The organism is Chryseobacterium piscicola (assembly GCF_900156685.1).
GTDB classification, from domain to species: domain Bacteria; phylum Bacteroidota; class Bacteroidia; order Flavobacteriales; family Weeksellaceae; genus Chryseobacterium; species Chryseobacterium piscicola.
This window is the reverse complement of the sequence record NZ_FTOJ01000005.1, coordinates 244,514-264,703: the sequence shown is the minus strand read 5'-3', so window position 1 is coordinate 264,703 and position 20,190 is coordinate 244,514. Positions and strand designations below refer to the sequence as shown.

At 33.9% G+C, this 20,190-nt stretch carries 11 protein-coding genes; 2 read left to right on the top strand and 9 right to left on the bottom strand.

The window, feature by feature from the left end:
• Positions 1–1,275 precede the first annotated feature (1,275 nt).
• Positions 1,276–3,732, bottom strand: a complete 2,457-nt coding sequence (locus tag BW939_RS09950) for a DUF5686 family protein (RefSeq protein WP_076451877.1) — start codon at positions 3,730–3,732, stop codon at positions 1,276–1,278.
• Between the two features lie 292 nt (positions 3,733–4,024).
• Here BW939_RS09950 and BW939_RS09945 point away from each other — a divergent pair, with 292 nt between their 5' ends.
• The gene (locus BW939_RS09945; RefSeq protein ID WP_076451876.1) at positions 4,025–4,444 is read left to right on the top strand and encodes a hypothetical protein; all 420 of its coding nucleotides are present in this window, start codon (positions 4,025–4,027) and stop codon (positions 4,442–4,444) included.
• Between the two features lie 101 nt (positions 4,445–4,545).
• Here BW939_RS09945 and BW939_RS09940 read toward each other — a convergent pair whose 3' ends face one another.
• The 3 genes from BW939_RS09940 to BW939_RS09930 form a co-directional block, all read right to left on the bottom strand.
• Entirely contained in the window at positions 4,546–5,130 is a 585-nt protein-coding gene (locus tag BW939_RS09940; protein ID WP_076451875.1) for a hypothetical protein, read from the bottom strand.
• A 155-nt stretch (positions 5,131–5,285) separates the two neighbouring features.
• Entirely contained in the window at positions 5,286–7,889 is a 2,604-nt protein-coding gene (gene alaS / locus BW939_RS09935; protein WP_076451874.1) for an alanine--tRNA ligase, read from the bottom strand.
• Positions 7,890–8,421: 532 nt separating this feature from the next.
• The gene (locus BW939_RS09930) at positions 8,422–11,772 is read right to left on the bottom strand and encodes a DEAD/DEAH box helicase (RefSeq protein ID WP_076451873.1); all 3,351 of its coding nucleotides are present in this window, start codon (positions 11,770–11,772) and stop codon (positions 8,422–8,424) included.
• A 372-nt stretch (positions 11,773–12,144) separates the two neighbouring features.
• On the opposite strand from BW939_RS09930, the gene BW939_RS09925 reads away from it, so the two are divergent.
• On the top strand, positions 12,145–14,301 hold the full coding sequence (locus tag BW939_RS09925) for an outer membrane beta-barrel family protein (RefSeq protein WP_076451872.1): 2,157 nt from the start codon (positions 12,145–12,147) through the stop codon (positions 14,299–14,301).
• A gap of 94 nt (positions 14,302–14,395) precedes the next feature.
• On the opposite strand, the gene BW939_RS09920 is transcribed toward BW939_RS09925, so the two are convergent.
• The 5 genes from BW939_RS09920 to BW939_RS09900 are packed head-to-tail and all read right to left on the bottom strand — an operon-like array spanning position 14,396 to position 20,188.
• Positions 14,396–14,758, bottom strand: coding sequence for a response regulator (locus BW939_RS09920; RefSeq protein ID WP_076451871.1), 363 nt, complete (start codon positions 14,756–14,758; stop codon positions 14,396–14,398).
• Positions 14,759–14,783: 25 nt separating this feature from the next.
• Positions 14,784–15,371 carry a chemotaxis protein CheB gene (locus BW939_RS09915; protein ID WP_076451870.1) on the bottom strand — a complete coding sequence of 196 codons (588 nt, stop codon included), beginning with the start codon at positions 15,369–15,371 and terminating at the stop codon, positions 14,784–14,786.
• Positions 15,371–16,201 carry a CheR family methyltransferase gene (locus BW939_RS09910; protein WP_076451869.1) on the bottom strand — a complete coding sequence of 277 codons (831 nt, stop codon included), beginning with the start codon at positions 16,199–16,201 and terminating at the stop codon, positions 15,371–15,373. Before BW939_RS09910 ends, BW939_RS09915 begins: the two co-directional genes overlap by 1 nt.
• Positions 16,201–16,566, bottom strand: a complete 366-nt coding sequence (locus BW939_RS09905) for a response regulator (protein ID WP_228417181.1) — start codon at positions 16,564–16,566, stop codon at positions 16,201–16,203. The genes BW939_RS09910 and BW939_RS09905 overlap by 1 nt, the downstream gene beginning before the upstream one ends.
• 10 nt (positions 16,567–16,576) lie before the next feature.
• Positions 16,577–20,188: a response regulator gene (locus tag BW939_RS09900; protein ID WP_076451867.1), complete on the bottom strand. Its 3,612-nt coding sequence runs from the start codon at positions 20,186–20,188 to the stop codon at positions 16,577–16,579.
• Between the last annotated feature and the right edge of the window lie 2 nt (positions 20,189–20,190).

Below are 20,190 nucleotides of genomic sequence, written 5' to 3'. Positions count from 1 at the left end.
TACTTAGAATGAGTCAAAATAGAAAAAAAAGAAGTTTTGATTGCAGGAAAGTTGAAAGAAGATAGTTCTTTGATGATGGTTATTACTTATTGTGTTATTAGGATTTTTCAGAAAAAGCGGTGATGTATTAAAATGTATCACATTCTAATTGATTGCCCCAACTAAGCGGTTGAATGACTCAAGCAAAAGCTGGATTGCTTCATCAAAATTACTGCCCCGATCCCAAAGAGAATAATTGCCACTAAATTTTAAAGACATACTGTAAAAACCCAAGCATAAATCAATTCATTGAAACCTTTGACTCCTCAAAATCATAAGAAATCAATTAAATTCTTTGCGTTTAAAACTGAAAATATTCAAATTTAAAACCTATTAAAATTTCATCAAAATTACTGCCCTGATCCCAAAGAGAATAATTGCCACTAAATTTTAAAGATATACTGCAAAAACCCAAGCTTAAATCAATTCATTGATACCCTTGGCTCCTCAAAATTATAAGAAATCAATTAAATTCTTTGCGTTTAAAACTGAAAATATTCAAATTTAAAACCTATTAAAATTTCATCAAAATTACTGCCCCGATCCCAAAGAGAATAATTGCCACTAAATTTTAAAGACATACTGCAAAAAACCAAGCTTAAATCAATTCATTGATACACTTGGCTCCTCAAAATCATAAGAAATCAATTAAATTCTTTGCGTATAAAACTGAAAATATTCAAATTTAAAACCTATTAAAATTTCATCAAAATTACTGCCCCGATCCCAAAGAGAATAATTGCCACTAAATTTTAAAGACATACTGCAAAAAACCAAGCTTAAATCAATTCATTGATACACTTGGCTCCTCAAAATCATAAGAAATCAATTAAATTCTTTGCGTATAAAACTGAAAATATTCAAATTTAAAACCTATTAAAATTTCATCAAAATTACTGCCCCGATCCCAAAGAGAATAATTGCCACTAAATTTTAAAGACATACTGCAAAAAACCAAGCTTAAATCAATTCATTGATACCCTTGGCTCCTCAAAACCATAAGAAATCAATTAAATTCTTTGCGTTTAAAACTGAAAATATTCAAATTTAAAACCTATTAAAATTTCATCAAAATTACTGCCCTGATCCCAAAGAGAATAATTGCCACTAAATTTTAAAGATATACTACAAAAAACCAAGCATAAATCAATTCATTGAAACCCTTGGCTCCTCAAAACCATAAGAAATCAATTAAATTCTTTGCGTTTAAAACTGAAAATATTCAAACTTTCAAATTTAATTTACAAGATTAAATTTAAGCTTAATTCCGAGATTTTCTTTAAACTCTGAAGTTTGGTAATACCCGAGTCTGTAAGAAAACCCAAGTCCAAAACTTCTTCCCAAAAAACGGTTCCACATCAATCCTATTTCTTGATAATTGTGATCTAAAACTTGAAAATTAAATTGATGATTCTGCGGATTTTTGAATGCTCCGATAGCAGACTGATATTCTAGTTCGATGTTTGAATATCTTTTCCCGATGGTTTTAAATCTGAAAGGCAAATATTGTGAAATTTTAAATCCAACAAATTTATCTGCAAAAAAAGTTCCCGCAGGCATCGTACTAAAGCCAAAATTCGAGGGTGTGTTGATGTTGGAATACCATTCATTCGGACTAGCATCTCTGTGACCGGCAATTTCAAAATTCTTCCAAATGGGTGCTGTTCCCGAAGAAATTCCGCCAAAAAGTTTCACGTTAGTATAACCCAGTTTTGTTCTGAACTGATGCACAAACATCGCATCCAGTCTGTGGTAATCTAAATCTCCACCTAAAGCATTGAAGCCTTTTTCAAAATTCATATAAACTTGTGGGAAACCTTTTTCGAAAGTAAATTTTCCGCTTGGCGTCATAATATTTTTATCGTTTGGCGAATATTTCAGGGAAAGCGTTGCACTGGTATTGTTAAAACTGTTCCCAAGATTCTGATAATGATATCCGAACAATGCATTTTGCTTTTCTTTATTCAAGGCGATTTTCACGCTTAAAGAATTCGAAAGATCGTAGGAATAGTAGGCTCCCCATTTTTGATTGCGATAAAAATTGGCGTTGTGAAGATCTAGATTGTTGTCTGCCAGATTCATCATCATATCCCACATATTATTACTGAAACGTCCTGCAGCAAAGACATCATCCACATAATCAATTCTGAGAACCGAAGTTCTTTTCTGAGATAATTTTACATCAACTCCCAATCCGTATTTCCATCTGTGGTCTTTAAATCCGTAACCGAAATATCCGTCCGGAGAAACAGTTTTACTGAATTTTTCGTTCAGTTTTACTCCCGCTCCCAGTCGTAATCCCTGGTATTTATCGTAGCTGAAAAATTTGGTAAGATCAAAATCGACTACTTTATAACGCAGATTTCCGCGCATCAATTGGGTTAAGAAGCTGAGTTTCTTTTCAAAATCATGCTTTTCCACAAACCTATCTAGAGTGGCATAAGTAGAACTTTCTCTCGTGGTAAGGCTGTCGGTACGGTATTTTTCCAGAAGGCTGCCGTCTGAATTCTGCATTTCGAGAGAGTATCCTTTAAATTCATTGGCTTTCTGCTCCTTATTCAATTCAAAATCGAAGAAGCGGTTTTTCACGTACAGGTAATTTCCAAAAGTTTTGGACTTGTATTTTGCTTTTTCCCCCGCTTTGATGCTGTCTTTTTTGGAGGTGTCAAAAGACTGGTCGCCCATTTTGAGCCTGATATCTTCATAGTCTAAAAACCATTTTCCGTTGATGGGTTTCCAGACAGAGACGATGTTTCCTGCATTGGATTTTTTATTGACGCTTTCAAATTTTTTGAGTGCGTAGGTCTGCGTGTCAATGAAGATATTTCCGTTGAATTTTCTTGGGTTCTGCTTTTTCTTGTCTGTTATTTCCTTGAATTTAATCACATAAGTATCTCTTCCATCAATCTGAATGGTGTCTGAAAGGAAGAAATAGAAAAGCTGTCTGTTTTCAGGTTTCAGCTGCCTCGGCGTCCGGTTTAAATTTGAAATATTAATCGCCAAAGCTTCATAGATCGGATTTTTAAAACCCGACATTCTGTTATCTAAAATATTGGTTTTCTCGCCAAACTTTTGTGAGTATTTGTATTCTGTTGCTTTTTCCCATAGAAACATCTGCGATTCCTGAGAAGCTTCAATAAACTCTTCACCGATCAGCGAATCTTTGATCTCTTTTGGCTTCATTTTCAGATCTTTCTTCTCCACTTTTGAAAGGGAATCTTTTCTCACAGAAAGAAAGTTTTTGTAGATGCCGATAGAATCTTTGTCTACGTCGATAGAAAACTTGGTATACGATTTAAAATCATAGGAATTCAAAGACTTCGGGGAGTTTTCTTTTTCTTTTTTGTTAACTTCATCCAGAATTTTCAGAGCACGGTCATCGCTTTTGCTGGTAATCACGATTTTATCGATGTTCTGCATTTTTTCAGAAAGCGGATTCAAAAAGACTTCCGCATTTTTCTTCACATCTGCCGTGGTATCTTCAAAATTATTGGCAATTATTTCTACTTTTTTGCACTTGCTTCTAAACGAAAGAACGCCGTGGATATTGGTCTTGCCCAAAAGTTCATCATCACAGTAAACTGCCGCATTGGCAACCGGTTGTTTATTCGTTTTGTTCAAAACCTTCAGCTGATTTTGGCTGAAATAAAAGACGCTGAAAAACAAAAAAAGAGCGGATAAAAGTTTATTCATTGAAGTTGTATTGATGAAGTAAAACTATTGATTAGAAAGGGATTTGTTTTAATTAAAAAATATAATGTTTTGTTAAAGATTTAAGCATCTCTATTACAAATATTTAGCTATTTTTTAATCTTTTATTTATTTCTCTTAAAAATGATAATTTAAAAGATTTATTTAATTTTCTTAATGAATTTAACAAATGGGATATTCTTAAAAATAGATTTCCAGATGAATATTGTCATTAGTAAATTTCTAATTTTAAAATCTTCCTTACCTTTGGAAAAAATTTTTTAAACATAACAAAATGATCAAGAAACTATTTACAATTTTATTGTTTGCAGGAGTTTGTATTTTCGGCACACAAATTAAAGCACAAGATTTAAAAGAAATTCAGCAAAAAAAAGAGCTTTTTAAAGTTTACACACAACTTTTAGACAAAAATGTGGAGCTTGCAAAAGAAAGACAGAATAATGTACAATTAACAGCTATTGTGAATTCTCTAAATAAAAAGTCTGACAAGAAAACAGACAAATTCACTTCTTCAGATCCGGAAAACACCTCAACCGATGCCAGAAATACAGCAAAACTTCTGAAGCATACTGAGTCTGCTAATAGAGATCTCGCCAAAAGCAACAGCAAAATAAAAAGCCTTGAAGCTGAAGTGAGAAAAATTGTGATGAAAATGGAGAAGTTTGACTATGTGATTGAAATTAAGAATAAATAAAAAACTTCATTGAGTTTCAAACTTACTTCATAACTCAATGTACAAAATAGGCTCAAACATAAAACCAGTTTGAGCCTATTTTTTTTAGAACCTCAAAGAATTTATTTGATGATAAATTTTGAATCTAAAATAGATTTTACCGCATTTTTTCTATCTTCTTCATTGGTATTTACCACTACAATTGTGAATTCCTTATTATCAATTTCTGCAATATAAAAATATTTGGTTGCCAGATAATTCTTGTCTTTAAAAAAAGAATTCTGCTTTACGACATTAAAAGTTATTTTATCAATTGTAATTTCTTCATTAATTACTGAATTTTCAGCATCAGGGTAATCGTGATTTGCATTTCGCAACAGCATTTCTCTTACAATGTTTGCGTAACCATTTAAAGTGTGATCCTGTATTGACGAATTATTTTTATAACTCACCATAATAACATTTGGACTGGAATCTTCTTTTTCTAACGTCAGCAAAACAACATCATCGGTGGAAAACGATTCTATATTTTCTTCTTTTTTTAAATATTCTTCACCTGCCTTCACCGCTTTTTCAAAGTTATCAGCTTTAGCCACATAATTTTTAGGAGCTTTAAATATCCAGCTTACGGTATTGATTTTATAACTTTTTTGAGCGGATAAAAAATTACTTAGAAATAAAATTAAAATGAAGAGAAATCTTTTCATACTGCAGTTTTTAATATTTGAAATCCAAACGATGTGAAAACAAATATAGTTAAAAATTAAATCTTAATACATTCAACTAGCTGTTGATTAAATCTTTCCTAAAAACAACAAACTCCCGAAATTTCGGGAGTTTACTATTTATATTTGATATGAAATTACAGCATTAAAGCCTTCTGATACGCATTTTCCAGACCTGCAATATTTTTTCCGCCTGCCGTTGCAAAGCCAGGATTTCCGCCGCCGCCGCCTTGGATTTCTTTTGCTAAATCTTTAATCAATGCTCCCGCCTGATAGATTCCTTGCAGATCGTCGGAAACACCAACAGTAATCATCGGTTTGCCGTCTGCATCGGATAATACAATCGTGATGGAAGTAGGGATTTCTTTCTTCAGCTGGAACACGATGTCTTTCACAGAGCCTGCATCCAAAGAGGTTTTCTTTACCAAAAGAAGTTTGTCGCCTTTCTGTTCGTAAGCCGTTTTCCAATCGCCGATTTCGCCTTTTGCTTTTTCTTTTTTCAGAGATTCCAATTCAGATTTTAAAGTGGAATTTTCTTCCATCAGTTTCTCAATCGATTTTACAATGTCTTTAGATTTCAGGAGTTGTGAAAGTTCAGCAACCTGTTTTTCCAGATTTTTGAAATATTCTTCAGATTTGTCTCCGGAAATCGCTTCAATTCTTCTGATTCCTGCTGCTGCAGACGCTTCAGAATTAATTTTAAAATGACCGATTTCGCTGGTATGTTTTACGTGAGTTCCACCGCACAATTCTTTTGAAGTTCCAAACTGTATCATTCTTACGCTGTCGCCGTATTTTTCACCAAACAATGCCATTGCACCTTTGTCTATCGCCTCCTGAATAGGAATGTTTCTAAACTCCTGAAGAGCGATGTTTTCTTTAATTTTTGCATTGACTTTTTCTTCAATCAAAGCCAATTCTTCTTCCGTCATTTTACTGAAATGCGAGAAGTCAAAACGCAGATAATCCGGACCAACGAATGAACCTTTTTGCTCAACATGAGTTCCTAAAACCTCTCTCAACGCTTCGTGCAACAAGTGCGTTGCAGAGTGATTTGCCTGAGAATTTTTTCTTTCGCCGGCGTTCACTTTAGCATAGAAAACCGCTCCTGCATCTTTCGGAAGTCCGTTGATTAAGGAAATTATCAATCCGTTTTCCTTTTTAGTTTCTAAAATTTCAAAGCTTTCAACTGCATTTTCCAGAACACCTTTATCACCGATTTGCCCACCACCTTCAGGATAGAAAGGGGAATTGCTCAGCACCACCTGATAAAATTCGCCGTCTTTATTTTCTACTTTTCTGTATTTTGTGATGTAAGTTTCCGCTTCTATTTGGTCGTAACCTACGAAAGTTTCAGGTTTTTCTTCCAATACAACCCAATCGTACACTTTAGAAGCTGAGTCTTTTTTGGAACGTTGTTTTTGTTTTTCCATTTCAGCGTTGAAGCCAGCCTCGTCTATGGTTAAACCTTTTTCCTCAGCAATGATTCTTGTTAAATCATCCGGGAAACCGTATGTGTCATACAATTCAAAAACTTCCACACTTGGCAGAACTTTAGAACCTTCAGAAATAGTTTGCTGAATTAATTTCTCAACTCTAACCAAGCCTGTTTCGATTGTTTTTAAGAAAGATTCTTCTTCACTTTTTATAACTTCTGTAACCAGATTTCCTTGTTTTTCAAGCTCTGGGAAGAATGTTCCCATTTGGTTTTGAAGTACAGCCACCAGTTCGAAAAGGAAAGGTTCTTTTCTGTCTAAAAATCGGTAAGCGTAAGAAATTCCTCTTCTTAAAATTCTTCTGATCACATAACCGGCACCACCGTTGGAAGGCAACTGTCCGTCTGCAATTGCAAAAGAAACTGCTCTGATGTGATCTACCACAACACGTATGGCAATATCTTTTTCGTCGGTTAAAATCCCTGTATATTTTTTCCCTGAAAGCTCTTCAACCTTGGCAATTAAAGGAGTGAAAACATCGGTATCATAATTGGATTCTTTTTGCTGTAAAGCCATGCAAAGACGCTCGAAGCCCATTCCGGTATCGATGTGTTTTGCAGGAAGATTTTCCAGAGAACCGTCTGCTTTTCTGTTGAACTGCATGAAAACAAGATTCCAGATTTCCACCACCTGAGGATGATCATTGTTCACCAATTCCAATCCGGAAATTTTTGCTTTTTCTTCTGGCGTTCTCAAGTCTACGTGGATTTCGGAACAGGGTCCGCAAGGTCCGCTGGCGCCCATTTCCCAAAAATTATCTTTTTTGTTGCCGTTGATGATGCGGTCTTCAGAAATGAATTGTTTCCACAAATCGTAAGCTTCGGTATCGCGTTCAAGATTCTCTTTTTCGTCACCTTCAAAGATGGTTACGTAAAGGTTTTCTTTTGGGATTCCGTAGACTTCTGTCAGTAATTCCCAAGCCCAGATGATTGCTTCTTTTTTAAAATAATCGCCAAAACTCCAGTTACCCAACATCTCGAACATCGTATGGTGGTAAGTATCACGCCCCACGTCATCTAAGTCATTGTGTTTTCCGGAAACTCTCAGACACTTTTGTGTATCGGCAATTCTGGGTGCTTTAGGCTCTTTATAGCCTAAAAAATAATCTTTAAACTGCGTCATTCCAGAGTTGGAAAACATCAATGTGGGATCGTCTTTCAGCACGATAGGTGCTGATGGAACGATGAGGTGTTCTTTGCTTTTGAAAAAGTCTAAAAACTGTTGTCTTATTTCTTGTGAAGTCATTTTTATAGCTTTTGGCGGATCGTTTTTGCAACTACCGGATTTTGATTCGCAAATTTAATATTTTTAAGTGATTTTATGCGGGTGTACTTTTATTTAAAATTTTTTCTCAATTTTAATCTTATTTGTTAGAGATTTCAATCGGTTAAAATCTTTTATTTTTAATAAATATAGGTTTTTTAGTTTGCATTACCGAAACTTTTGGAGCCTATTTTTTGGGCTTTATTTATTGATCTGTATTTGTTGGTATTTTTTGGCAGCTGCTCGCAGAACAGTTGCGTTTCCCAGAGTTTGTACTTGGTATAAAATGACTTTAATAAAAAATAGTAATGGTAAATCTGGTGCTGATCTTGTGGTGTAGAATCTCTCGCAGCCCGACTTGAGTGGAGCTCTTTTTGTGAGGAGATACGACGAGCAAAAAAGCGGGAACGGAAGGCGGAAAAGCTGCCATAAAAATAAAATAAATTACTGTGAATGGCTGTACTAATAAGACAAAATAGAAAGATAGTTGCGTATTTCTAAATAAGAGATTAGTTTACAAAATTTCCATCAAATCGCTCTTTGTGAATTTCTTAAAAACCGAACTATCTGTGGTAATTAAATCATTTGCCAACTCTTTTTTGGATTGCTGCAATTTCATAATTTTTTCTTCAATGGTATTGGGACAAATTAATCTTACGGCAATTACGTTTTTCTTTTGCCCGATGCGGTAACAGCGATCGATGGCTTGATTCTCTACAGCGGGATTCCACCAAGGGTCGACGAGATAAACGTAGTCTGCTTCAGTTAAATTCAAACCTGTGCCGCCTGCTTTCAGGCTTATTAAAAACACCCTAACTTGCTCATTATCTTGAAACTGACTGACTTTGGCTGCTCTGTTTTTTGTTTGCCCTGTAAGATATTCAAAAGAAATATTTCTTTTTTGAAGTTCTACTTTTATTAAATCTAACATTGATACAAATTGTGAGAAAACCAGAATTTTATGCTGGGAAGATTTGTTTTCAATTTGTTGCATGAGAACTTCTATTTTTGCAGAATTGTCGCTATATTGTCCTTGGTCTTTCAACAACGCGGGAGCATCACAAATTTGTCTTAGCTTGGTTAATCCCGTCAATACGTGGATGCTGTTTTTAATAATTTCTTGCTCATCTTTTGCGGAAATATATTCTCTTAATTCTTTTTCGTAAGCATCATAAATTTGCCTTTGCTCCTCTCCCATTTCGCAATAGATGACCATTTCCGTTTTGTCTGGCAGCTCTTTTGCGACCTGTTTTTTTGTTCTTCTGAGTATAAACGGTTTTATCTTTTTCTGTAAATCTGTTGCTCTTTTTGTGTTTTCAAATTTATCAATAGGGATAGAATAAATATCTCTGAAATATTCTTTACTTCCCAATAAACCTGGAATGGCAAAAGAAAGTTGCCCATAGATATCGAATGTATTGTTTTCTATTGGCGTTCCAGTTAAGACGACTTTATTTCTTGATTGTAATAATCTTGCCGCTTTATACCTTTCAGAATTTGGATTTTTTATAGCTTGGGATTCGTCTAAGAAAATATAATTGAAATGAAATTCTTTGAGAAAATGAATATCCGAAAGCAGCATTCCGTAGGTTGTTAAAACTATTTCATTTCCTGCAAAATGAAGTGTATTTTTGGTTCGATTGGGGCCATAATGTGTAAGAATCTTGATGGAAGGTGCGAATTTTTCAGTTTCCGCTTGCCAATTAAAAAGTATAGAAGTTGGTACGACGACAAGATTGGTGTTTTTTGAATGTTTTTTATTTTGTGAAAGAATAAATGCGATAATTTGTAGCGTTTTTCCTAATCCCATATCATCGGCAAGGCAACTTCCAAAATTATAATCGTCGAGATAATTAAGCCAATCGAGTCCTTGCTTTTGGTAATCTCTCAGCGTGGCATTTAGTTCCGCGGGAACTTCGGTTGCAGGAATAGGTTTGTTTTCAGAAAAAGCTTTTTTGTAAACATTAATTTCTTCATCAACTTCTTTGCTTAAAACCTCCTTTTCAAATAGACTTTTGATTTCAGAAAAATTACTTTTTGGTAATCTTAAAAGTTCTTCATACATTTCTCCTGCATCAAAAAAACGGTTGAATTTTTTGATCCATTCTTCGGGCAAAATCCCTTTGGTTCCATCGTCTAATTGTATAAATTTGCTTTTGTTTCGGATAGATTTATGCAGTTGTTTTATTGATGCTTTTTGCTTTCCAAATTTCACATCAATATCTGCATTAAACCAGTTGATTCCGCTCACTACATTAATAGAAACCACTGCTTTATTGGGATTTAATTTGCTATTTTTGAGTTCATTAAAACCTAGAACCACAATATCATCGTCCCTCCATTTTTCAAAAGCTTCCAGTAACCAGTCTTCATCTAGAAATTTATTTTTGTGAAGATAAAAATACTCGTATTGCAGCACCTGTTCGGCAAATTCTGGGTGTTGCTGCATGATGTTTGCGGTAAATTTAATTTCCTCTTTCTCGTCTCTTTCAACCTTAAAAATATTACCATTATAGTCTTCATCAAAAATTTGCTTCCTCGAAAAAACAGGAATTTCTACATTACCATATTTCATCACCGGAGTGATAGAAACATACTCTTTTTCGTCTGATAAATAAATGATTTTTTGTATCTTTTGATTAAAGGATTTTGCTATCAGTTGTTTTTTTGTAGCGGATTGTATGTAGGTATAATTTATTTTTATTTCTTTTTCTAAATTAACAAGAATAGTTTGTTTAAATTCTTCAAATTTTGATGAATGAATAAGCACTATTTCTCTGTTTACTTTAAAAAACTCTACTACACTAAGCATATCCAGATTGATGACCAAATGCATAGTTTTTTGGTGTAAAAGAAAGTAAATAAACTGAATTTTCAAATTTTTAAAGGGATGCAAAACATCGTTCAGCCAAATTCCGCCGGTAATTTCAAAGAACGGTTCTTTTTTGAAAACAGAGAGTTCAATACTGGCATTCAATAATTTTAAATCTACAGAAACAATAGATTTTACTGAAACATTTTCTGAAATATCTTTGTCGTGATAAAAAGTTTGTAGATTCAGCGGATTGTTCACCACCATTTTTAAAGCTTGTACATCAGCTTCATTTTTTTCTTCCGAATGATTATTTTGAAATTTTAAAATGGCGGAAAAAAATTTGGCTTCTTCTACTGTTTCGGCTTTCCAAATTAAATTGGAAGCATCAATCGCCGTTATCGGGTTTTTTATTTTTCCGGATTGGGTAGTTTCTGCTTCAAAAAGTTCAATGCCAAATCGGTCATCATATTTATGCTTTTTAATAACCAAAATCATTTTCTTTGACTGCTTTTGAATTTCAAACTCTTGAAATTTATTCGTTTTTTTAGGCAGCAATTTTTGTTTCAGCTCATCAACATTTTGCTTGATTATTTCCTTTATTTTAGGCTGAATTATTAAAGAATTATGCTCGTTTTCCAAATGAAAATAATCTTCGAGATTGGGTTCATTTTCCAAGCCATAATCTTTTGCAAAGTCTTGTAATTTCTTTAATCTAAGTTTTTCATCAAAAAAAACACGCAAATCTTGTCGTTCAATTATCGTAAATAAAACCTGGGCTTGATGGGTACACATTTTGTGTTTTGGAGCGTGACAGGGACAATCTAAAATAAGAGAATTCCCAATAAAATTAACCGCAACATTTGGAAAATAAAGGCTCGAGGTAGACTTAAAAAATACACCAGAATTAATTTCAATAACATAAGATTGAATATTATTTAAATCTTTCCTATCAATATCAATCGCCTCTACACAATGTTTTTGGATATCAAAAATTGAAATAATTGAGAAATTGATGTTTTCGAAGATGTATTGATTTTTGAAATTTTGCATTGAGTTACTTCACGGTGAGTACTGCCGGATGATTTTATAGGTTTTTGAATGTCAATTGATGTCAAATTTACAAAAAAGAAAGATTTTGGTTGAATGGTTTTACAAAAGGACTTTATTGAAAATTTAATTTATTTTTAATAAGACGCAAAACATCCCAAAGCAAATCGTAAATAAAAATTACTACACGAAGGAATTGTTGCTGCAGCGAGGGAAATACAATGGGATACGCCCCAACTCGGTTTTTTATTGTCTCTTTTGAAAAATCAAGCTATTTCAAGTTTGGAAGCCCAAAACATTAACATTATTTAACACCCAGTTGACGTAACAAATATTCCCTAATAGGTGTCTTATCGTTAGAATCAAAAACCTTTAATGAAACAAACATTATTACCCATAGCTTTATTGATAGGAGCTTTCGTTTTTTCTCAGGAAAAAAAAGACAGTATAGAGATAAAAAAAGTAAATGATATAAAAGAAGTAACCTTTGTAGCCAAAAAGCCGACTGTGGAATCTAAAGTTGACCGCACGGTTTTTAATGTTGCCAATAGCTCGATTCTTGCCGGAAATACGACTTGGGATGTTTTGAGAATGACACCTCTTGTAAGTGTAGATAACAACGATGCCCTAAAAGCTGAAGGTGAATCTGTGACCGTTTATATTAACGACAGAAAATCTGTATTTACAGGCAAAGAGCTCAAGGAATATTTAAAAACCATCCCTGCAGATAATCTTATGAAAATTGAGGTTATAACGAGCCCATCTGCCAGATATGATGCTACCGGATCTGTAGTAAATATTGTTTTGAAGAAGCGTGATGACGAAGGCTTAAAAGGAAGCATAACCCTCAACAACAAGCAAAATAGACAAAATTCTCAGTACACCAATTTAAATTTAAATTATCATAGAAAAAACTTCACACAAACTCTTGTCTCTAGTTACAGCGACAATACATGGGTACAAGGAAACTCTTTTATAAATACGATTAACGAAAATAATATCATTACCGAAGGCTCTACGCAAAATATTTTTAAAAGAAAAAACCCTTCAGCTTCTTCGACTTCTGAATATGAAATTAATGACAAAAACACGCTGGGTGTAATTCTTGAATTTTACCAAGGTAAAGGGAACAATACCTCAGAATTGGAATCAACTCAATATAACAACGGGAGTTTCAATTTTCTTAGAAATCAAAGTCAAATAACGAACAGCACAGACCGAACTTTAGGGAGCAATTTATTCTACAAATATTATGATAAGGAGAAAAACAGAATTCTAGATATTAATTTGGGAAGTAATTACAACGGTCAATCAGACAACAATTATTTTCTAAGAAATACCGCTTTTACAAATGGTACCGAAATACAAGAAACCGGGATTGTTTCTGATATTGAAAACCGAAATTATTATATAAAAATAGATTACACTCAACCGATCGGAAAACAAGGAGGTAATTTTGAAATCGGAGGTAAAATAGATTTTAATAATAATGTAATCCCCAATACGCTTTACGGTAATCTCGTTTCTGGATTAAGCCCAAGAGATGTATTTCATTATGAAGACAACATCAATTCATTATATGCCAATTATTCTAAAACATTCTTTAAAAAACTGGAAACCAGAATCGGGTTAAGATATGAATATATTGATTATAAACTCCGTCAAGATATTGCGGGAACCTCCAGAAGAGACTCTTACGGAACTTTCTTGCCCAATTTTTTGGTAAAATATACATTTTCTAACAAATACGATCTAAGCTTTACCTACAACAGGAATCTATGGAGACCTTGGTATGCAGAATTCAACCCATTTATGCAACCTACCAACGACGGGTTTTACGCAAGAGGAAACATGAATCTTCTTCCTAACCCAAGCGACAGGTTTTATATGAAGTTTGGTTTTATGAAGAAATATTTCCTTTCTGCAAGATATTCTTTCACAAAGCAAGATTACTGGCAAACTTACACCACAGAAGGTGATAAAATAATTTCAGAACCTACTAATTTTTTGGGCAAGGTACACAAGTATAATCTTTACGCAAATACCAATCAATCATTTTTGAAAAATAAACTGATCGTAAATCTTGGTTTTGGCTGGAATTACATCAATAACAGCGATTTTAATGCTAGAAATGACTTGAAAAATGCTGCTGATTATCTCAGTTTTTGGTCTGGCTCTACAAATCTTACTTATACGAATCTGTTTAACAAAAACATCAACCTTAGTGCTTGGGTGGAAGTTTCTAACCAAAATAATGGGAATTCTGTGGCTAATGTGACGAATATATTTCATAATCTTTCAGCAACAAAAATTTTCCCGAAAACGCAAATGGAGCTGAGTTTACAGCTGATGAATATTTTTGGAAGACCCAATTTTGACTCTACTACTTTTAGCCCAATTGGGAGTTTCAGAAGTACTACAAAATCAGACTGGTATGGTTTTTCACTTACTTTTGTTAAACGTTTTGGCAATCAAAAAGTAAAAGAAAACACCAAAACCGATGTTGAAAAAAATAGCGGTGGCGGAAAATAGAATCCGTATTTAATTGTATTTCCAATTCAACTAAAACAAAAATCCTTTCAAAAAAAAATGAAAGGATTTTATGTTTTTTGTGCACAGAATATATTTATTGAAAATATTTTGCCACTTTTTCTTCGATATCAGCGAGGTTGAAAGGTTTGGCTACAAAATCGTCTGCACCAGCTTCTTTGGCGAGTTTGGCAATATCATTATTGGCCGTCACGTAGATAACGGGGACAGTCTTAAACTCGGGATGGCTTTTAAGCTTTTTGGTAGCTTCTACTCCGCCGATATTAGGAATCCAATTATCCATTAATATAAGATCTGGTCTGAAATTTTCAACTCTTTCTAGTATGTCGTGAGAGGTCTCTGAAATTTCAACGTGGTACCCGTTTTCCTCAAAAATAATGGTTACCACATCTAAAATGGTGGTATCGTCATCAAAAATCAAGATCTTCTTTTTGTTCATTTATTCAGTTAGTTTGTTTTAATTTTTATAATTTACTGCACTTTTTCAGCAGTTGGGCTAGTTCTTCAGGATAAAATATGATATCGCTCACGCCACTTTGTATTCCCATCCTGGGCATATAATCTACTTGGGCAGTATCTGGATTTTGTATCCATACTTTTCCTGCATTATTTTTCACATATTTCAGACCTTCTACACCGTCTGCATTTGCTCCAGAAAGCAATACAGCTATCATCTTAGAGCCAAAAACTTCCGCAGCCGATCTGAAGGTAACATCAATTGAGGGTCTAGAATAATTCATCTTTTCAGAACTGTCCAAAGATACAGATTTTGTATTTTCAAACAAAAGATGATAATCTGAAGGTGCAATATAAATTTTATTTGAAACAATATCTATTTTATCCTCAATTTCTATCACTTCTAATTCTGTAATCTGTTGCAATAGCTGTGGAAGAACACTTGTAGAATATGGTTTTCTATGTACCACAATTACAATGGCAAAACTTAAATAAAAATCAATCTCTTTAAGCATTTCCATAATAACATTTAAGCTACCGGCAGAACCCCCTATAAGCAGTAATTCGGGATGATATGTTGTTTTTAGGTTATGCATTACAGATGCTCTGTTTTTTTCCAGATTTTTTGTTCGCTTACGCTTTCGTAGGATTTTTTTAAATTTGAAAATCTGATTGTTTCTTTTGAGCCTAAAGCAAGATAACCCAAATTCTCGAGACTGTCGTCAAAAAGTTTAAAAACCCTTTCTTGGAGATCTTTTTCAAAATAAATAAGCACATTTCGGCAAATAATAAGTTGAAAACTATTAAAAGAACTGTCTGAAACCAAGTTATGTGTAGAAAGTATGAGTTTTTTTTGAAGAGATTTATCAAATTTCACACTGTCATAATTGGCGGTATAATATTCTGAAAAATCTTTTTTCCCTCCCGAAAGCATGTAGTTTTCAGAATACAATTTCATTTGTTGCATAGGAAAAACGCCTGATCTTGCGTTTTCTAAAACCGAAGGATTGATATCTGTACCATAAATTAAACATTTATCATAAAGTCCGGCTTCTTTTAGCAAAATTGCCATAGAATAAGCTTCTTCACCTGTAGAGCAACCCGCTACCCAAATTCTAATCAAAGGATAAGTACCTAGATGCGGCAAAATATTTTCTCTGATTTCTTTAAAAAAAGAGGGGTCGCGAAACATTTCTGTAACATTTACCGTAATTTCTTCTACAAAACGCTTCAGATAATCTGGTTCTGTAATGATGGTATAGCGTAGTTCTGCGAAGCTGGTAAATTTATCAATGAGACACAATCTATTGACTCTTCTTTTGAAAGAAGCGCGGCTGTATTTAGAAAAATCGTAGCCATAAAGTTCATCAACATCCTTGATGAGATATTCTATTTCCTCATCTTTTACTATACTAGGCTCTAACATTATAGTATATTTTGAATTGCATTCAACAAAAGTTCTACATTAATCGGTTTGGTTATATAATCTCTAGCGCCTGCATTAATGCATTTTTCACTATCTCCCGGCATCGCCTGAGCGGTTACAGCAATTACTGGGATATTGGCTATTTCGGGTGTCTCAGAAATAATTGCTAGAGCATGATAACCATCTATTTCAGGCATCATCATATCCAATAAAACAGTGATAAGATCTGTATTTTCTTTCATCAGTTGTATCGCTTCATCTGCCATTGTGGCAGAAATCACCTCAAAACCTTTCGCTTTTAAAGTAAGTTTCAATGCAAAAATATTCCTCGGATCGTCATCTACAATCAAAATTTTATTCTTCATCAATTTCCTATTAATTTTCGTAGAGCCAAACTCTCAGTAAAGATAAAAGCTGATCTAAATCTACCGGTTTCGAAATATAATCTGAAGCACCTGCATCAATACATTTCTGGCGATCACCTACCATAGATTTTGCTGTTACTGCAATAATTGGCAATCTTGCATATTTTTGGTTTTTCCTTATTTGACGGATGGTTGCATAGCCATCCATCTCGGGCATCATCATATCCATCAATACGACATCAATATCAGGATGCTGAGCCATCTGCTCTATCGCCTGTTTACCATCCATTGCCACAACTACCTCAACCTGGTATTTTTCTAAAGCTTTGCTGAGTGAGAATATATTTCTGGCGTCGTCATCTGTAATCAATATTTTTTTCGCACTTAAAACTTCAGAAAGGGAGCCTAAATTTTTGGAAGAGAAATAGTTTTCCTGCGTATTTTTTTCTTTTACTAAATGAAGAAAAAGCCCTACCTCATCTAAAATTCTTTGATAAGAATGTGCTGTTTTTACCACTACGGAGTTTGCATATTCTCTTATCTTCAGCTCTTCGGCAGCAGAAAGACTGCGTTCTGTAAAGATAATAATTGGAAGATTTTCTAGTCCTTCGTAGCTTTTTATTTTTTCTATAATTTCGTACTCGTTACCTTTAGAAGTTCCAATGTCTAGAATTACACAATCTGCATCATCTTTAGTAAATGCTTTTACACTATCTTCTACATTATTTTCTACAGAAAGCGAAATATTAAAATTACTTAAAAAATAAGAAAGAGCTGAGGCATGTTTATCATTCTCTTCAACAATCAAAACTTTTGGAGATTGCTGCAGAGCATCTTCTAGTTTTCTGAAAACTTCTGACATTTGATCTAATGCAACAGGTTTTGAGATAAAATCTATTGCCCCCCTCATTAAACTTTCTTTTTTTACCTGCAAAACAGACATCATGTGTACCGGTATATGTTTTACCGAAACTTCAGATTTTAAAGCATCCATTACCTGCCACCCATCCATCATCGGAAGTTGCACATCAAGAAGTATGGCCACCGGTTTATATCTTACCGCAGCTTCCACTGCACGGTCACCACGCACTATTACTACTGCTTTGTATCCATTTTTTCTAGAATATTTCAATAAAGCTTTGGCAAAATTGGTGTCGTCTTCTACAATCAAAATTACTTTATCATTTTCTGTAATATTATTTCTGTCATCTTTTATTTCGTCTGGAATTTCATACACCGGATTGGTAGAAACTTTCAGAACATCTCTGGATTCATCAGAAAGATTAATAATCTCTTCCACATCATTTTGAATAACATTCAAAAGTTCCTCTTGGGCTGTATGATGAGAGACAACCTCATTATTTTTTATTGGAATTATCAAACTAAATTCACTCCCAACATTGGGTTCACTTTCTAAAACCAACTCACCTCCTAAAAGTTTGGCAATCTCTCGGCTGATAGAAAGCCCCAGACCTGTTCCTCCAAATTTTCTTCTCGTAGAGCCATCTGCCTGCTGAAAAGCTTCAAAAATTACCGCTTGCTTATCTTTAGGAATTCCTATCCCCGAATCTTTTACACTAAAGATGATGAAATTTTTCTTTTCAGGATGTGTAGAAATATTAAAATCTATTTTACCTTGTGATGTGAATTTTATTGCATTGGAAATTAGATTTCTGAGTACTTGATCTAGTCTCATACGATCTGTTTCAAGCTGTAAAGTTGTTTTTTCTGAAATATTGACATTGAACTTCAAACCTTTTTCACTAATAAGTGGTAAAAACAAGTTTTTAACATCCTGCACCACTTTTTCAATCTGTACCATTTCATTTTCCAATGTCATTTTGCCAGATTCTATTTTGGCCAGATCAAGAATTTCATCAATAAGTTCCAAAAGACTTGTTCCAGAACTTTGGATTACTTTTGCCGATTCTATTTGATCTTCATTGAGGTTGTCTTCGGTATTTTCAGCCATTAATCTTGAAAGCAATAATATAGAATTCAAGGGTGTTCTCAACTCATGAGACATATTTGCCAAAAATTCCGATTTGTATTTTGTGCTCAAAGCAAGTTCTTCTGCTTTTTTCTGAATTTCCACATTTCGCTCGGCAATTAAATGATTTTTTTCTTCCAAACTTCTTGATCTTTCCTCCAATTCTGCATTGATTTGCATAAGCTCTTCCTGTTGCACTTTTAGCTCTTCTTCTGAGGCTTGAAGTTTTTGCGTTTGCGCTTCAAGTTCGGTATTCAAAGATTCTAGCTCAGAATGCTGAACCTGCAATTCTTCGGACTGTGTTTGAGTTTCTTCTAGTAGGCGTTGTTCTTTTTCACGACTTTTTGCGGCATTCAAGGCTAATGCAATATTTCTAATTCCTTCATTAAAATAATCTAATGTATTTTTATCAAAGTTTTCTGACGATGACAATTCAATTACGCCATAAATATGCCTTCCTAAAATGATAGGAAACAAAACAATGCTTTTAATAATCAAATCACTTCCGGCAAAAGAAGCCGTAAAGTTTTCATCATTTAAATCACTAAAGATTTTTATTTCTTTTTTTACGAAAGCTTCACCTACGATACCTTCTCCCAGGTCAAAAGCAGGTTTCATAGATTTTTCCCTTCCAAAAGCAGACGTGAGTTTCAAAACCCCGTCTTCTAGTAGATAAATTGCACCATTTATACATTTTCCGTAGCTTACAAGTTGGTTGAGAGATTCTTGAGCAGCCTCTTTCAAAGATTTATTTCCAACCAAAGATTCGTTAAGTGTTGCAAGCCCCTTCTGTCTCCAGTCACTGGCATTTATTTGATTAAAAGAATTTTTAAGAGATGCTGTCATATTGTTTAAAGATTCCACCAAATCTCCAAGATCATCTTGCACATGATCTTTAGCCTGAAGAGAATAATCTCCGTGAGCCACTCTATTTGCAATTTCTTTAATAGCATTTACTCTTCTAGAAATTTCTAAATCTTTAGCTTTCAGCTGTTTTTCTAATATATCTCTTCTTATAAGATCGTTTTTAAGTTTAAAATAGAAGAAAATTGTTACCAATACCGCTATTAATGTTGAAAAAAGAATAAAAACCAATGTTGTGGTAGAAGATGTATTAAGATTTTTATTTTTTATAGCCAGCAGACCTTCTTCATACTTTACAAAATCTCTTACAATTTTTCTGCATTCATCCATTTTATTTTTACTTGTGATCATCTCATCTTCAGACATCACAATACCGCGACGTCTTTGATTTACAAATCTTTGAACATTGCGAATCCTATAATTAACGATCGATTCTAAAATGTTGATTCTTGCCAATTGCTCCTTATCAGAAATCTCTTGAGCCTTGGCATTTTCCATCGCTTTAGGAAGAGTTATAATGCTTTTATTGTAGGGCTCCAAAAAATTTGCTTTCCCTGTTAGTTGATAACCTCTGTTTCCTGTTTCTGAGTCTAAAAGGGCAATCATTACATCTTTCATGGCTGTAATTGCTCTTTTACTCTTAGACAGTTCTTCTCTGTTATTAATCTGTCGCTGATAGCTCAAAAAGGAAGCTACTGAACTAAGGATCAATATAAAGAGTGAAAAACCTAATCCATACTGTAAATTTCTCAGGAATTTTTTTGCCATAC

What these genes read in the sequence shown, in the direction of transcription:
- BW939_RS09950 (WP_076451877.1), bottom strand. Translation starts at nt 3,732, where the DNA reads ATGAATAAACTTTTATCCGCTCTTTTTTTGTTTTTCAGCGTCTTTTAT.
- BW939_RS09945 (WP_076451876.1), top strand. Translation starts at nt 4,025, where the DNA reads ATGATCAAGAAACTATTTACAATTTTATTGTTTGCAGGAGTTTGTATT.
- BW939_RS09940 (WP_076451875.1), bottom strand. Translation starts at nt 5,130, where the DNA reads ATGAAAAGATTTCTCTTCATTTTAATTTTATTTCTAAGTAATTTTTTA.
- alaS (WP_076451874.1), bottom strand. Translation starts at nt 7,889, where the DNA reads ATGACTTCACAAGAAATAAGACAACAGTTTTTAGACTTTTTCAAAAGC.
- BW939_RS09930 (WP_076451873.1), bottom strand. Translation starts at nt 11,772, where the DNA reads ATGCAAAATTTCAAAAATCAATACATCTTCGAAAACATCAATTTCTCA.
- BW939_RS09925 (WP_076451872.1), top strand. Translation starts at nt 12,145, where the DNA reads ATGAAACAAACATTATTACCCATAGCTTTATTGATAGGAGCTTTCGTT.
- BW939_RS09920 (WP_076451871.1), bottom strand. Translation starts at nt 14,758, where the DNA reads ATGAACAAAAAGAAGATCTTGATTTTTGATGACGATACCACCATTTTA.
- BW939_RS09915 (WP_076451870.1), bottom strand. Translation starts at nt 15,371, where the DNA reads ATGCATAACCTAAAAACAACATATCATCCCGAATTACTGCTTATAGGG.
- BW939_RS09910 (WP_076451869.1), bottom strand. Translation starts at nt 16,201, where the DNA reads ATGTTAGAGCCTAGTATAGTAAAAGATGAGGAAATAGAATATCTCATC.
- BW939_RS09905 (WP_228417181.1), bottom strand. Translation starts at nt 16,566, where the DNA reads ATGAAGAATAAAATTTTGATTGTAGATGACGATCCGAGGAATATTTTT.
- BW939_RS09900 (WP_076451867.1), bottom strand. Translation starts at nt 20,188, where the DNA reads ATGGCAAAAAAATTCCTGAGAAATTTACAGTATGGATTAGGTTTTTCA.